The sequence below is a fragment of the Janthinobacterium sp. GW822-FHT07A03 genome (genome assembly GCF_058798815.1).
In genome coordinates this window covers 15,307-29,752 of the sequence record NZ_JBXAKW010000002.1, presented here as the reverse complement: position 1 = coordinate 29,752, position 14,446 = coordinate 15,307, and the positions used below count along the sequence as shown (strand labels likewise).

The following is a 14,446-nucleotide window of genomic DNA, read 5'->3' as shown; positions in this document are numbered from 1 at the left end:
TTAGCAAGCATTTAACCTCCAAAATGACCGTACAAGAAATCAGTTCCATCGCCAGCCTGCCCATCATGACAGAGGCGGCGCACCAGGTCTATCCTATCGCAACATTGTATATAGTGGCCACGCCCATCGGTAATGTGACCGATATCAGCCTGCGCGCGCTGCACTTGCTGAGCCTTGCCGACGCCGTCGCCTGTGAAGATACGCGCAATACGGCGCACCTGCTGACGCGCTTCGGCTTGAACAAGCCATTGATTGCGGCGCATCAACATAACGAACGCGAAGTGGCGCAGACTTTGATCGCCCGCCTGCAGGCGGGCGAGCGCATCGCCCTCGTTTCCGACGCCGGCACGCCTGCCGTGTCCGACCCCGGCGCGCGCATCGTCGACGCCGTGCGCGCGGCGGGACTGCGCGTGCTGCCCCTGCCCGGCCCGTCGGCGGCGATCACCGCCATTTCCGCCAGCGGCCTGTTGAATGACCAGTTCTATTTTGTCGGCTTCCTGCCGGCCAAGGCCAAGCAGCGCGAAAACATCTTGCACAGCCTGCGCGGCGTGACGGCGACCATGGTGTTCTATGAAGCGCCGCACCGCATCCTCGATTGCGCCACGGCCCTGGTAGAAGCGTTCGAGCCGACGCGCCAGGTGGTGTTCGCGCGCGAACTGACGAAACTGTTCGAGGAAATCCACCGCTGCCCCCTGTCCGAGGCGGAAAGCTGGATCCGCGCCGACGCGCACCGCGAAAAAGGAGAATTCGTCGTCCTGCTCGAAGGCGCCACCGAAGCACAGGACGCGGAAGACGTGGAAGCGGAACGCATCCTGAACATCCTGCTGGCCGAATGCAGCGTCAAGCAGGCGGCGAATCTGACGGCGCAAATCACGGGCCGCAAGAAAAACGCCCTGTATGAGCGGGCGTTGCAGTTGAAGGGGCAGGAATAAGGGACTCAGGACGGCGGTGGGGTATCGAGCGCCTGCGCCGCTGCGAGCAGCTGTTGCACATGCTCGATCAACTCGTCGACAAAGCCCTGCGTGACATCCAGCTCGCCCTCGTATTCGGCCAGGTTGCGCTTCTTGTGGGCTTGATTTAGCAGCAGCCATTGCTGTGGCGTGAAACCCAGCGTGTGTTCCAGGCTTTGAAAGACGAGATAGCGGTTGTCGCTGCGATAACCATGTTGACGCAGCGCAGACAGGGCGGCAGCATGCGCCGCGTTATACGCCAGGTCGAAGCGGCTTTCCAGCGATAGTATCGGCTGCCTGGCATCGTGCAGGCGCACGGTAGCCGAGCGCAGCAAGCCCGCCCGTTCGCGTGCGTCCGGTGGCTCAGCCTTGAGCTGGCCGATGCGCGCCAGGTTCGCCAGCGCCTGTGAGCTTGAGGAGGTCATCATTGGCCCCTTTGACAAAAATCTTGGGCTGTTCGAGGACGCGCACGGCGAACGACTTGCCGTCGTCTATTCTTTGCCGCCATTCTTCATGTGTGTACAAGGTGGGGTTGATGCTGCGCCCCAGTTGCTGCTGCGCTGGCTGCAGCGCCGCCAGCAACTGGGCATTCGATGCCATGTTACCGATCACCATCAGGTCGATGTCGCTGTGCGCCTGTTCCGTGCCCTTGGCCATCGAACCGTACACAAACGCCAGGTCGATTTCCTGCCAATACGGTTGCAGGGCCACGCGCAGCACATCGGCGACACCAAAGGTTTTCAGCACGATGCTGCGCAGCTCGTCGAAGATCGGCGCATCATGATTTGCCTGGTAATGCTTCTGGTTGCCCACTTTCTTGACGGTTACCAGGGCCGATTTCACCAGCTTGGCCAGTTCGCGTTGCACGGCGCCCGAGCCGATGGCCGCGAAGGCGATGATTTCATTCGCATAGAAAGAGCGCTGCGCCTGGCCAAAGAGCAAAGCCAGCACGCGTTGCTGTGTCTTGGAAAACAATGTATCTGCGAAAGTACCCATATTGGGTATGTTAGTACCCAATATGGGTATAGTCAAGCAGCTCATCACCACTTGCAACCGCTATCCTTCTTGTCGAGCAACATCAGCACGGGCGCCAGCAAGCCTGCGCCGGAATAGGCGGTGCGGCAATCGCCGCGCTTGCCTTGGGCGATGTCGCGCGCCAGCTGGGTTTCCGTTTGCAGGGGCTTGTCGGGGATTTGCCCCACGGCCGTGCCCACCTTGGACGGGTCGCGCTCGCCCGCCATCTTGCGCGCCGTCTTCCTGGCCGCTTCCATGTCGAATTTCGGTGTCTCTTGCGTCAATGCATCTGGACTGGCCGTCGGCGTGGCCGGTGAGGCCGGCACCACCGTGATGGCTTGCGGGCTGGATGCCGGCGCCGTGGCTGCCGCCGGCTTTTCCCGGGCAGCGGCAGGCTTCGGCTTGCTGATGGGCTTGGGTTCGCGCTTCGGCTTGACGACCTCGACGGGCGGCGGCGGGGGCTTGGCGGCCAGCGGACGTATCCACACGGCGATCGATTCCACGCGCGGGGCCGCATCCGGCGGGGCAGGCGGCTGCACATGGCGCCACAGATAGATCAAGGCGCCATGCAGCAGCAGAGACACGGCGATGCCCAGCGCGATGCCGCGGCCCTTCGGCATGGGCTGGCCACCGCCGTTTCTTTCCATACTGAAATCCATTGCCGTCGTCGCCTTCATGTCTGATCGGGAAAACTTGCAAACCCAGTGTCGCATACTTGTATCGTTTTGAAAAATACATGGGTCCCAGTGCCGCGCGTAAATAATTTACACAGAGTTTCACCTGACCCTTGACCGAAGTCGATACGGCCTGTATTATCTTGGTCTTCGGAGTGTGGCGCAGCCCGGTAGCGCACCTGGTTTGGGACCAGGGGGTCCAAGGTTCGAATCCTTGTACTCCGACCAAATTTGTAGAAAAAAACCCAAGAGTTTCGGCTCTTGGGTTTTTTTTCGTCTGTCTTTCGTACATGCTGCATGCAGCAAAGGCAGGCAGTAAAAAGGGGCCGTCGGCCCCTTTCGTTTAAGCTGCGCGTTTCGCCGCGATGGCATTGCCCGCGCGGCTGGACCCCTTGCGCCCCAGCTGCTGCGAGATGAACTGCCCCGCGTCCACCACCAGGTCCAGGTCGATGCCGGTGTCTATCCCCAGTCCCTGCATCATGTACAGCACGTCCTCGGTGGCCACGTTGCCCGTGGCGCCCTTGGCGTACGGGCAGCCGCCCAGGCCGGAGACGGACGAATGATAAATCGCAATGCCCACCTCCAGGCTGGCGTAGATGTTTGCCAGCGCCTGGCCGTAGGTATCGTGGAAGTGGCCGGACAGGCCGCCCACGTGGAAAGCCGCGATGGCGCGCTGCATCACCGCTTGCGTCTTTCTTGGCGTGGCCACGCCGATGGTGTCGGCGATGTCGATCTCGTCGCAACCGAGGTCGCGCATGCGGCCCACGACGTCGGCCACGGCGTCCAGCGGCACGTCGCCCTGGTAGGGGCAGCCGAAGGCGCAGCTGATGCTGCCGCGCAGGCGCAGGCCGTGTTCCTTGGCCGCCTTCGCCACGCCTTCGAAGCGGGCGATCGATTCGGCGATCGAGCAATTGATGTTCTTTTGCGAGAACGCCTCCGACGCGGAACCGAAGATCACCACTTCATCGGCTTTTGCCGCCAGCGCGGCATCGAAACCCTGCATGTTCGGTGTCAGCGCCGAATAAATGGTGCCTGGGCGGCGCGCGATCTTTTCCATCACTTCCGCGCTGGTGGCCATCTGCGGCACCCATTTCGGCGAGACGAACGACGCCGCCTCGATATTGGCGAAGCCGGCCAGGGTCAGGCGGTCGACCAGCTCGATCTTGACGGCGGCGCTGATGGTGTCCTTCTCGTTTTGCAGGCCGTCGCGGGGACCCACTTCGACGATCTTGACCTGTTTCGGCAAATGCGGTTGATTGCTCATCTCAATATCCTTGCAAACGGTTGACGATGCCGGCGACGGAGTCTCCGGCGTGCAGGCGGCGCATCTTGGCGGCGATCTGCGCCACGCTTTCGCGGCGCAGGGTGGCGGCCGAAATATGCGGCGTGATGGTGATGCGCGGTTCTTGCCAGAACGGGTGCTGCTGCGGCAGCGGCTCGTTGCGGAACACGTCGAGCGTCGCCCCGGCGATATGCCCGGAGCGGATCAACGTCAATAAGTCCGGTTCGGCCAGATGCGCGCCGCGCGCCACGTTGATGACGTAGGCGCCGGGCAGCAGCATCGACAGGCGCGCGCGGTCGAGCAGGTTGTGCGTCTCCGGCGTGAGCGGCAGCATGCACACCAGCACGCGCGTGCCGCGCAAGAAGGTTTCCAGCCCTTCCTCGCCCGCGAAGCATGCGACGCCATCGATGTGCTTGCGGCCGCGGCTCCATCCCCGCAAAGGGAATTCGAACTGTGCCAGCGCTTGCAGCACGCGCGTGCCCAGCACGCCCATGCCCAGCACGCCGACGGGGAACTCCATCTTGTCGAAGGCGGGCAGCGGCTGCCAGATGCCGGCGCGGCCCTGCGCCTCGTAGTCGTCGAAGCGGCGGAAGTGGCGCAGCACGGCGTGGCTCACATATTCGGCCATCTGCACGCCCATGCCCGCGTCGTCGAGGCGCACCAGCGGCACGTGGGCGGGCAGCGCGTCGCCGAACTTCAGCAGCGCGTCGACGCCGGCGCCCGTGTTGAAGATGGCTTTGACTTCGCTCAATGCCGGCAGCATGGCGGCGGGCGGCTGCCACACGACGGCATAATCGCATGGCGCGAATGTCTCGCCTTCGCGCCAGAAGACTATCTCGGCTTCGGGCAGCAAGTCACGGAAGTCGCTGATCCACGCCGCTTCCTTGCCGTCCGACCGTTGTAGAAGAATGCGCATGGACGTTTCCAAGGGCGCCCCTTACGCGGCAGCCTTGAAGGCCAGCAGCGGCGCACCGTCGGCCACCTGGTCGCCGACCGCATACAGCACGTCTTCCACCAGGCCGTCATGCGGCGCGGCGATGGTGTGCTCCATCTTCATCGCTTCCATGATGACCAGCGGTTCGCCCTTCTTGACGTCCTGCCCCTTGTTCACCAGCACGGCGACGACCTTGCCGGGCATGGGCGCCGTCAGGCGGCCGCCCTCTGCTTCCGTTTCGCCCGCGTGGGCCATCGGGTCGCTGTAGTGCAAGGTGTAGTGCAAGCCGCTGGTAAATACGTGGAACTGCTCGCCGTCGCGCAGCACCGTGCCATGCACGGCACGTTCACCGAGCTTGATGTGCAGCTCGTTGCCTTTGCGCGCCGTCAAGGTCAGGGGCTGGCCGTTGAACAGCCAGCCATCGGTCTTGTAGGCGATGCGCGCGGCATAGGCCTTGCTGTCGCCAGCCAGCGCGAATTCGTCGGCAAACGCCAGGCTGCGGCCCAGGGTGCTGTTCAGGCGCCAGCCCAGGGCATTGCCCCACGGGTCGGCGCGGTTGGCCGACTGCGCTTCGGATGCGGTTTTTTCTTCCGTCAGCAGGGCCACGGACGCCAGCGCCAGGGCCGTGTCGGGCGCCGCCTGCAGGGCGGGGAACAGCGACGCCTGATTGCGCTCGATCAAACCCGTGTCGAGATCGGCGCTGGCAAATGCCTGGCCTTCCACCAGGCGCTTCAAAAAGGCGATATTGCTGGCCAGGCCCACGATCTGGTAGTCGGCCAGCGCCTGCGCCATGCGCGCCAGCGCTTCGCGGCGGTCCGTGCCCCAGACGATCAGCTTGGCGATCATCGGGTCGTAGAACGGCGAGATGGCGTCGCCTTCGCGCACGCCCGAATCGATGCGCACGGACGCCGGCACCACGGTGCCGCCCAGTTCGAACGTCACGGCCGGTGGCGACTGCATGTGGCGCAGGGTGCCGATCGACGGCAAAAAGCCCTTTTCCGGGTTTTCCGCATAGATGCGCGCCTCGATGGCGTGGCCGTGAATCGTCAATTCGCTCTGTTTTTTCGGCAGCGGTTCGCCAAAGGCGACGCGCAGCTGCCATTCCACCAGGTCGGTGCCGGTGATCATTTCCGTTACCGGATGCTCCACCTGCAGGCGCGTGTTCATCTCCATGAAGTAGAACGAGCCATCCTGGTTGGCGATGAATTCCACCGTGCCCGCGCCCACATAGCCGACGGCCTTGGCGGCGGCGACGGCCGCTTCGCCCATGGCCGCGCGGCGCTCCGCTGGCATGCCCGGCGCTGGCGCCTCTTCCAGCACCTTCTGGTGGCGGCGCTGCACCGAGCAATCGCGCTCGAACAGGTAGATGCAGTTGCCGAGCGTGTCGGCAAACACCTGGATTTCGATATGCCGCGGGCGCGACAGGTATTTTTCGGCCAGCACCTTGTCGTCGCCGAAAGAGCTGATCGCCTCGCGCTTGCACGAGGCCAGCGCGGCCTTGAAGTCGGCGCTGTTCTCGATGACGCGCATGCCCTTGCCGCCGCCGCCAGCGGACGCTTTCAGCAGGACGGGGTAGCCGATCTTGTCGGCTTGTCCGTGCAGGAAGTCGGCATCCTGATTTTCGCCGTGGTAGCCGGGCACCAGCGGCACGTTGGCTTTTTCCATCAGCGACTTGGCGGCCGATTTCGAGCCCATGGCGCGCATGGCGGATGCCGGCGGGCCGATGAAGACCAGGCCCGCCGCGTGGCAGGCGTCGGCGAAGTCGGCGTTTTCGGACAAAAAGCCGTAGCCGGGGTGGATCGCCTGCGCACCTGTCGCCAGCGCTACGGCGATGATCTTGTCGCCGCACAGATAGCTTTCCTTGGCCGGCGCGGGGCCGATCAGGACGGCTTCGTCGCAGACGGCGACGTGCTTGGCGTTGGCGTCCGCTTCCGAATACACGGCGACGGTCTGGATGCCCATGCGGCGCGCGGTAGCGGCGACACGGCAAGCGATTTCGCCGCGGTTGGCGATCAGGATTTTAGTGAACATGGTCTCTCTCTATTCTCTCAAAAAGGGGCAGCTGTCTCTTGTCATGGACGTTGTGTGCTGGCGTGTCGGCTTACGCGCTTTGCGCTAAGCCGACCTACGCATTGGTGAGGCGGTATTCGTAGGTCGGGTTAGCCGGCACGGCGTAACCCGACAGGGCTGGATCAGCAGCCGCACTTCTCTTTCTGTACCGAGTCCAGCATGGCGCCGCGCGTCTGCAGGCCCAGTTTGTTCAACAAGACGCGGTCGTCTTCCGCTTCCGGGTTGTCGGTGGTGAGCAGCTTGTCGCCGTAGAAGATGGAATTGGCGCCGGCCAGGAAGCACATGGCTTGCACGGCTTCACCCATCTGGCGCCGGCCCGCCGACAGACGCACGCGCGCCTTCGGCATGGTGATGCGGGCCACGGCGATCGTGCGCACGAATTCGAACGGGTCCAGCGCTTCCAGGCCATACAAAGGCGTGCCTTCCACCTGCACCAGGTGGTTGACGGGCACCGATTCCGGATACGGATTCAGATTCGCCAGCTGGGCGATCAGGCCCGCGCGCTGCAGACGCGTCTCGCCCATGCCGACGATGCCGCCGCAGCACACTTTCAAGCCCGCTTCGCGCACGCGGCCCAAAGTGTCCAGACGGTCCTGGTATTCGCGCGTCGAGATGACGTTGTCGTAGAACTCGGGCGCCGTATCCAGGTTATGGTTGTAGAAGTCCAGGCCCGCGTTTTTCAGGCGGTCCGCTTGTCCCTCTTCCAGCATGCCCAAAGTAGCGCATGTTTCCAGGCCCAGCGCCTTGACCTTGGTCACCATCTCTTCGACTTTTTCCATGTCGCGCTCTTTCGGGCTGCGCCAGGCGGCACCCATGCAGAAGCGCGTGGCGCCGTTGGCTTTCGCCTGGCGGGCCGCGTCGAGCACCGTGTCGATGTCGAGGATCTTTTTCGCTTCCACGCCCGTGTCGTAGCGGGCCGCCTGCGGGCAGTAGCCGCAGTCTTCCTCGCAGCCGCCCGTCTTGATCGACAACAGGGTTGCCAGTTCCACGTCGCCGTCGGGGAAATTGACGCGGTGGGTTTGCTGGGCCTTGAACATCAGCTCATTGAATGGCAGGTCGAACAGGGCCAGCACATCGGCGACGGGCCAGGTGGCCGCTTCCGGCACGGTGATGCGCGCCGCTGGGCGGTGCAGTTCGACGGTTTTTGCTGCTTCTTGGACGTGAGACATGTGATTCCTTCGCTTCTATTTTTGGATACGTTAGGTGTTTGGATGCTGCGCCGGCCAGTTGGGCAAGCCGGTGAAATCGAGATACGCCGCCGCCGCTTCCGCGCTGGGCTGCGCCAGGCGCGGCACCCTGCCCAGCAGCGGCGCCGGGATGCGCTCGATCAGCGCATCGATGTTTTCGTCGAGGAAGCGCATTTCCACTTCCAGCGTGTTGGCGACCCAGCCGATCACCGTCAGGCCGCGCGCTTCGATGGCTTCCAGCGTCAGCAAGGCCTGGCTGATGCAGCCCAGACGCATGCCGACCACGAGGATCACGGGCAAATCGAGTTGCTGCGCCAGGTCGGCCGAGTCGAAACCGGGCGACAGCGGCACGCGGAAGCCGCCCACGCCTTCGACCACCACGGCGTCCGAAGCGGCGGCGATTTCCAGGTAGGCGGCCAGGATCGGCACCGATTCGATGCTCACGCCTTCGAGTGCGGCGGCGATGTGCGGCGCGGCCGGTTCCTTCAGCATGTAGGGCGTCGTCAGGCTGCGCAGCATGGTGACGTTGCCGGCGGCGATCAGGCTGTCGGCGTCCTCATTATGCAGTTCGCCGTCGCGCATCTCGGCGCCGGCGGCGACCGGTTTCATGCCGCAGGCGCGCACGCCGCGCGCCACCAGCGCGTGCAGCAGGGCCGACGAGGTCAGGGTCTTGCCGATTTCCGTGTCGGTGCCGGTGACGAAACAGGCAAAGCGCGATGGCAGGCCGGTGGCTGCCGGTGCCGGCTGCACGGCCGGCGCCAGGTCCGCCAGCACTTCCGCCACGATAGGATCATCAAGGCTCATGGCGAGTCCTTTCCAGGGTGTTGACTGCGTTGATCAATTGCGCCACTTCCTGCGCCGTGTGGCCGGCCGACAGGGTTACGCGCAGGCGCGCCGACCCCGCTGGCACGGTGGGCGGGCGGATGGCGCCGACCCACAGGCCTTGCTGGTACAGGGTGGCGGCGATGTCCAGCATGTCCGCATTCTCGCCGATGATGACGGGCTGGATGGCGGTCACGGAGGGCAAGGCTTGCCAGCGCTGCAGCTGCAAGCCCTCGTTCCATTGCGCCACCAGCGCCGCCAGGTGGGCGCGGCGCTGCCGGCCCTCTTCGCCGGCGATGATGGCCAGGCTGGCCAGCAGCGCATGCGCGAGCGCGGGCGCTGCCGCCGTGGTGAAGATGTAGGGGCGCGCCTTCTGGATCAGCGTTTCGATCACGGCTTCATGCGCGCAAACGAAGGCGCCGCCCACGCCGGCCGATTTGCCCAGGGTGCCGACGTAGACCAGGTACGGCGAATGCAGGCCGAAGTGTTCCAGCGCGCCGCGGCCGTTCTCGCCCAGCGCGCCGAAGCCGTGCGCATCGTCGACCACCAGCCAGGCGCCGTATTGCTCGCACAGGGCCAGCAGCGCGGGCAGCGGCGCCAGGTCGCCATCCATGCTGAAGACGCTGTCGGTGACGACGATTTTCGTTTGTGCCGTGCTGGCCGGCAGCAGGGCCGCCAGGGCATCGAGGTCCGCGTGCGGGTACACGCGCGTCTTGACGCGGGACAAACGCGTGCCGTCGATCAGCGAAGCGTGGTTCAGCGCTTCCGAGAAGATCTCGGTTTCCGCGTCGCCCGCCGACAGCGCGGTGAGCACCGCCAGATTCGCCATGTAGCCGGTGCAGAAGTACAGCGCGCGCGCCTGTTCCAGGTTGGCGCCCACGAAAGCGGCCAGGCGTTCTTCCAGCTGCGCGTGGGCACGGCTGTGGCCACTGATCAGGTGCGAAGCGCCGCTGCCGGCGCCATACAGGTCGGCGCCCTCTTTCAGCGCGTCCACGATGCGCGGATGCGCGGCCAGGCCCAGATAGTCATTGCTGCAAAAGGCCAGCATGTCGCGCCCATCGACCGTCAGGCGCGGCGCGCACGGCGTGTCGACGGTACGGCGGCGGCGGATCAGGCTGCGCTCTTCCAGCCCCTGCAGCTGCTGCTTCAAGCGTGTGAGCAGTTCCATCTCAGGCTCCGATCACTTGGTTGAAGACGGCCAGCGTCTGCTGGCCCAGGCCCGCGATTTCGGCGTCGTCGAGGATGTACGGCGGCATCAGGTACACGGTGGAGCCGATGGGGCGCATCAGCAGTTCGTGTTCCAGCGCCGTGCTGAAGAAGCGGCGCGAAAAATCGGGCGCCGCATCGACGGCATCAAACGCCCAGATCATGCCTTGCTGGCGGAAGTGTTTTACGCGCTCGTGCTGCGCCAGCGGCGCCAGGGCGCGCGTGATTTTCCCGGCGCGTTCGCGGTTGGCCGCCAGCACGTCGTCTTCCTCGAAAATCGACAGGGTTGCCAGCGCAGCGCGGCACGCCAGCGGGTTGCCCGTGTACGAGTGCGAATGCAAAAAGCCGCGGCGCACGTCGGTGCTGTAGAACGCTTGATAGATGTCTTCGCGCGTCATCACGAGGGACAGGGGCAAATAGCCGCCGCTGATGCCTTTCGACAGACAGACGAAGTCGGGCCAGATGCCGGCCTGCTCGCATGCAAAGAAAGTGCCCGTGCGGCCGCAGCCGACGGCGATCTCGTCGAGGATCAGATGGACTTGATAGCGGTCGCACAGGGCGCGCACCAGCGACAGGTACAGCGGGTCGTGCATGGCCATGCCGGTGGCGCACTGCACCAGCGGCTCGATGATGATGGCGGCGATTCTTTCGGACTTTTCCTGGAACAGCCGTTCCACGTCTGCCGCCGCGCGGCGCGCCACGTCCTGCGCCGATTCGTTGTCAGCCGCCTGGCGGAAGTCGGGCGACATCACCGTCTGCGAGGCACGCAGCAGGGGGCCGTAGGCATCCTTGAACAGGGCGACATCGGTGACGGCCAGCGCGCCGATGGTTTCGCCGTGGTAGCTGCCCTTCAGGCACACGAATTCCTGTTTCTCGCTCTTGCCGCTGTTGCGCCAGGCGTGAAAACTCATTTTCAGGGCGATTTCCACGGCCGACGCGCCATCGGACGCATAAAAACTGTGACCGAGCACGCCGCCCGTCAAGGCGGAGAGCTTTTCCGACAGCTCGATCACCGGTTCATGCGTGAAACCGGCCAGCATCGCGTGTTCCAGCCGGTCCAGCTGGTCCTTCAGTTCCGCATTGATGCGCGGATTGGCATGGCCGAACAGGTTCACCCACCAGGAGCTGATGGCGTCCAGGTAGCGTCGTCCTTCGTGATCATACAGCCAGGCGCCGCGGCCGTGGCTGACGGGGATCAAGGGAACCGTCTCGTGGTGCTGCATCTGTGTGCAAGGATGCCACACGCTGCGCAGACTGCGTTCGACCCAGCCCGATTGTTTTTCTGCTTTCAAAACTGCTCCAATGATATTGCTAGCCCATGAGCCAACCCGGCTTGCGCTTGTCGAGGAAGGATTGCACGCCTTCGCGTCCCTGCTCCGAGGCGCGGATCTGCGCGATGCGCTCAGCGGTGTCCGCCAACAGCGCGTCGTCGACCGGCTGGCCAACGATCTCGCGCACCAGCGTTTTCGCTTGCGCCACGGCGTGCGGGCTGTTGCCCGTCAGCGCTTTCAGCACCTCGGCGGTTTTCGCGTCCAGCGCGCTTGCCTCGACTACCTCGTGGGCAAAGCCGATGCGCAGCGCTTCCTGGGCGGAGAATCGCTCCGCCGTCAGGAAATAGCGGCGTGCCGCGTTTTCGCCCATGGCCTTGATGACATACGGTGAAATAGTGGCCGGGATCAGTCCCAGCCGCACTTCGCTCAGGCAGAAATGCACGTCTTCCGCAACCAGAATGATATCGCATGCGGCGACGAGGCCCATGCCGCCCGCATAGCAGTCGCCCTGGATCTTCGCCACCACGGGTTTCGGACACAGGTAAATCGTGCGCAGCATCTGCGCCAGCTGCAGCGCGTCGGCCTGGTTTTCGGCATGCGTGTAGCCGGCCATCTTCTTCATCCAGTTCAGGTCCGCGCCGGCGCAAAAGGCTGCGCCATTCGCCGCCAGCACGATGGCGCGCACCATCTCGCTGCGCCCCAGCCCCTCGAAGGCGCGCGCCAGTTCGGCGATCGTCGTCTCGTTGAAGGCGTTGCGCACGTCGGGGCGGTTCAGGGTCACGGTGGCGACATTACCCTCGATGACCAGCTTTAAGGTTTCAAATTCCATGATCTTCTCCCTGAGTGCCGCTTACATGCGGAATACGCCGAACTTCGTGTCCGGGATTTCCGCGTTCAAGGCGGCCGAGAGGCCCAGGCCCAGCACCATGCGGGTATCGGCCGGGTCGATCACGCCGTCGTCCCACAGGCGCGCGGTGGCGTAGTACGGGTGGCCCTGGTGTTCGTATTGGTCCTTGATCGGCTGCTTGAAGGCCGCTTCCTCGTCCGCGCTCCATGCGCCGCCCTTGCCTTCGATGCCGTCGCGCTTGACGGTCGCCAGCACGGAAGCCGCCTGGTCGCCGCCCATGACGGAAATGCGCGCATTCGGCCACATCCACATGAAACGGGGCGAAAACGCGCGGCCGCACATGCCGTAGTTGCCGGCGCCGAAGCTGCCGCCGATGATCACCGTGAATTTCGGCACGGCAGCCGTGGCCACGGCCGTCACCATCTTGGCGCCATTGCGGGCGATGCCCTCGTTTTCGTATTTGCGGCCCACCATGAAGCCCGTGATGTTTTGCAGGAAGACGAGGGGGATCTTGCGCTGGCAGCACAATTCGATGAAATGCGTGCCTTTCAAGGCCGATTCGGAGAACAAGATGCCGTTATTGGCGATGATGCCGACCTTGACGCCATAGATATGCGCGAAGCCGCAGATCAGGGTGGTGCCGTAGCGGGCCTTGAATTCGTCGAAATCGCTGCCGTCGACGATGCGCGCGATCACCTCGCGCACGTCGAAGGGCTTGCGCGTATCGACGGGGATTACGCCATACAGTTCCTGCGTCGGGTATTTCGGCTCGACCGACTCGCGCAGGGCCATCTGCTGCGGTTTTGTACGATTCAGGTTCGAGACGATGGTGCGCGCCAGCGACAGCGCGTGCAAATCGTTCTGCGCCAGGTGGTCGACCACGCCGGACAGGCGCGTGTGCACGTCGCCGCCGCCCAGGTCTTCCGCCGTCACCACTTCGCCGGTGGCCGCCTTCACCAGCGGCGGGCCGCCGAGGAAAATCGTGCCCTGCTCCTTGACGATGATCGACTCGTCGCTCATGGCCGGCACGTAGGCGCCGCCCGCCGTGCAAGAACCCATGACCACAGCGATCTGCGGAATGCCCTTGGCCGACAGATTCGCCTGGTTATAGAAGATGCGGCCGAAATGGTCGCGGTCGGGGAAGACGTCGTCCTGGTTCGGCAGGTTGGCGCCGCCCGAGTCGACCAGGTAGATGCACGGCAGGTTGTTCTGGTCGGCGATTTCCTGGGCGCGCAAATGCTTTTTCACCGTCATCGGGTAATACGTGCCGCCCTTGACTGTAGCGTCGTTACAGACGATGACGCATTCCTGCCCCGAGACCCTGCCGATGCCGGTGATGATGCCGGCGCTAGGGGCCGCATCGACGCCCTTGGCGTCCTGGTACATGGCGTAGGCCGCCATCTGGGAAAACTCGAGGAAGGGCGTGCCGGGATCGAGCAGCATCTGGACTCTGTCGCGCGGCAGCAGTTTTCCCCGCGCCAGGTGCTTGGCAGCCGCCGCTTCGCCGCCGCCGGCCGCGATCTTTTCCACCTTGTCGCGCAAATCGTCGACGATGGCTTGCATGGCCGCGGCATTGGCCTTGAAATCTTCACTGCGCGGATTGAGTTTGCTTTCGATGTGCGGCATTGCGGTTCCTTTTTATGATCGCCCGGTCTCTCGGGTCGCGCTATTCGGGAAAACTGCCGTCGAGATAAAACCAGCGCAGGGCGCCACCGCCCTCGCCCGCCTCGCGCACGAAGCGGCTCACCTCATGCAGGCGGTGCGCGCGGCCGTTGACCTTGTAGCGGGCCACGAATTCCACGGTGTCGCGATGTATCTCTTCGGCTTGATCTGCTGATTCTGCTTTACGTTGACGTAAACGTAAAGCAGATTTTACCTCAAGTCCCAGCCAGTGGACTTTTTCTTCTTCTGCAAATAAAGAGTCGGCGGGACGGGTGCTGGCATGCCAGGTGGCGCGCAGGTAGGGCTCGTCGCGCAAGGTGAACGCCGTGTAGCGCGAACGCATCAGGGCTTCGGCCGTGGGCGGCAAGGCGTCGCCCGCGATATACGGGCCGCAGCAGCTGGCGTAGGAGGCGCCGCCACAGGGGCAGGCGGCGGATTTCGGAGGTGTGGACATGCGGTGGCAAATAAGGGAACAGGAAAGTTCCGCAATTATCCGCCATATCGGCAGCAGCGCGTGCGCGCCGCCT

The 14,446-nt window shown here is 64.2% G+C and carries 14 protein-coding genes and 1 tRNA gene; 2 read left to right on the top strand and 13 right to left on the bottom strand.

What is annotated here, in order from left to right:
• Positions 1–23: 23 nt before the first annotated feature.
• Positions 24–932: a 16S rRNA (cytidine(1402)-2'-O)-methyltransferase gene (gene rsmI, locus AC1RJW_RS06130; protein WP_493044237.1), complete on the top strand. Its 909-nt coding sequence runs from the start codon at positions 24–26 to the stop codon at positions 930–932.
• 5 nt (positions 933–937) lie between these two features.
• Here rsmI and AC1RJW_RS06125 read toward each other — a convergent pair whose 3' ends face one another.
• The 3 genes from AC1RJW_RS06125 to AC1RJW_RS06115 all read right to left on the bottom strand — a co-directional run bounded on the left by AC1RJW_RS06125 (position 938) and on the right by AC1RJW_RS06115 (position 2,611).
• Complete coding sequence (locus AC1RJW_RS06125) at positions 938–1,378, bottom strand: hypothetical protein (RefSeq protein WP_493044236.1); 441 nt, start codon at positions 1,376–1,378, stop codon at positions 938–940.
• Positions 1,314–1,925 (bottom strand): nucleotidyltransferase domain-containing protein, encoded by a 612-nt coding sequence (locus tag AC1RJW_RS06120; RefSeq protein WP_493044235.1) that lies wholly within the window; start codon positions 1,923–1,925, stop codon positions 1,314–1,316. Before AC1RJW_RS06120 ends, AC1RJW_RS06125 begins: the two co-directional genes overlap by 65 nt.
• Positions 1,926–1,990: 65 nt before the next feature.
• The gene (locus AC1RJW_RS06115; protein ID WP_493044234.1) at positions 1,991–2,611 is read right to left on the bottom strand and encodes a hypothetical protein; all 621 of its coding nucleotides are present in this window, start codon (positions 2,609–2,611) and stop codon (positions 1,991–1,993) included.
• Between the two features lie 178 nt (positions 2,612–2,789).
• Between AC1RJW_RS06115 and AC1RJW_RS06110 the strand changes: the two genes are divergently transcribed.
• Positions 2,790–2,866 (top strand) — tRNA-Pro (locus AC1RJW_RS06110).
• Positions 2,867–2,981: 115 nt separating this feature from the next.
• Here AC1RJW_RS06110 and AC1RJW_RS06105 read toward each other — a convergent pair.
• The 10 genes from AC1RJW_RS06105 to AC1RJW_RS06060 all read right to left on the bottom strand — a co-directional run bounded on the left by AC1RJW_RS06105 (position 2,982) and on the right by AC1RJW_RS06060 (position 14,373).
• The gene (locus AC1RJW_RS06105; RefSeq protein ID WP_493044233.1) at positions 2,982–3,902 is read right to left on the bottom strand and encodes a hydroxymethylglutaryl-CoA lyase; all 921 of its coding nucleotides are present in this window, start codon (positions 3,900–3,902) and stop codon (positions 2,982–2,984) included.
• A 1-nt stretch (position 3,903) separates the two neighbouring features.
• Entirely contained in the window at positions 3,904–4,836 is a 933-nt protein-coding gene (locus tag AC1RJW_RS06100) for a 2-hydroxyacid dehydrogenase (RefSeq protein WP_493044232.1), read from the bottom strand.
• Positions 4,837–4,857: 21 nt separating this feature from the next.
• Positions 4,858–6,885: an acetyl/propionyl/methylcrotonyl-CoA carboxylase subunit alpha gene (locus AC1RJW_RS06095; RefSeq protein ID WP_493044231.1), complete on the bottom strand. Its 2,028-nt coding sequence runs from the start codon at positions 6,883–6,885 to the stop codon at positions 4,858–4,860.
• 161 nt (positions 6,886–7,046) lie between these two features.
• Positions 7,047–8,093, bottom strand: coding sequence for a biotin synthase BioB (gene bioB / locus AC1RJW_RS06090; RefSeq protein ID WP_493044230.1), 1,047 nt, complete (start codon positions 8,091–8,093; stop codon positions 7,047–7,049).
• A gap of 30 nt (positions 8,094–8,123) precedes the next feature.
• The gene (gene bioD / locus AC1RJW_RS06085; protein WP_493044229.1) at positions 8,124–8,915 is read right to left on the bottom strand and encodes a dethiobiotin synthase; all 792 of its coding nucleotides are present in this window, start codon (positions 8,913–8,915) and stop codon (positions 8,124–8,126) included.
• Positions 8,905–10,101 carry an 8-amino-7-oxononanoate synthase gene (gene bioF / locus AC1RJW_RS06080; protein WP_493044228.1) on the bottom strand — a complete coding sequence of 399 codons (1,197 nt, stop codon included), beginning with the start codon at positions 10,099–10,101 and terminating at the stop codon, positions 8,905–8,907. Before bioF ends, bioD begins: the two co-directional genes overlap by 11 nt.
• Position 10,102: 1 nt before the next feature.
• Positions 10,103–11,431, bottom strand: a complete 1,329-nt coding sequence (gene bioA, locus AC1RJW_RS06075; protein ID WP_493044227.1) for an adenosylmethionine--8-amino-7-oxononanoate transaminase — start codon at positions 11,429–11,431, stop codon at positions 10,103–10,105.
• 19 nt (positions 11,432–11,450) lie between these two features.
• On the bottom strand, positions 11,451–12,239 hold the full coding sequence (locus AC1RJW_RS06070) for an enoyl-CoA hydratase/isomerase family protein (RefSeq protein WP_475417208.1): 789 nt from the start codon (positions 12,237–12,239) through the stop codon (positions 11,451–11,453).
• Positions 12,240–12,260: 21 nt separating this feature from the next.
• Positions 12,261–13,883 (bottom strand): carboxyl transferase domain-containing protein, encoded by a 1,623-nt coding sequence (locus tag AC1RJW_RS06065; RefSeq protein WP_099408245.1) that lies wholly within the window; start codon positions 13,881–13,883, stop codon positions 12,261–12,263.
• A 40-nt stretch (positions 13,884–13,923) separates the two neighbouring features.
• Positions 13,924–14,373, bottom strand: coding sequence for a YchJ family protein (locus AC1RJW_RS06060; RefSeq protein ID WP_493044226.1), 450 nt, complete (start codon positions 14,371–14,373; stop codon positions 13,924–13,926).
• Between the last annotated feature and the right edge of the window lie 73 nt (positions 14,374–14,446).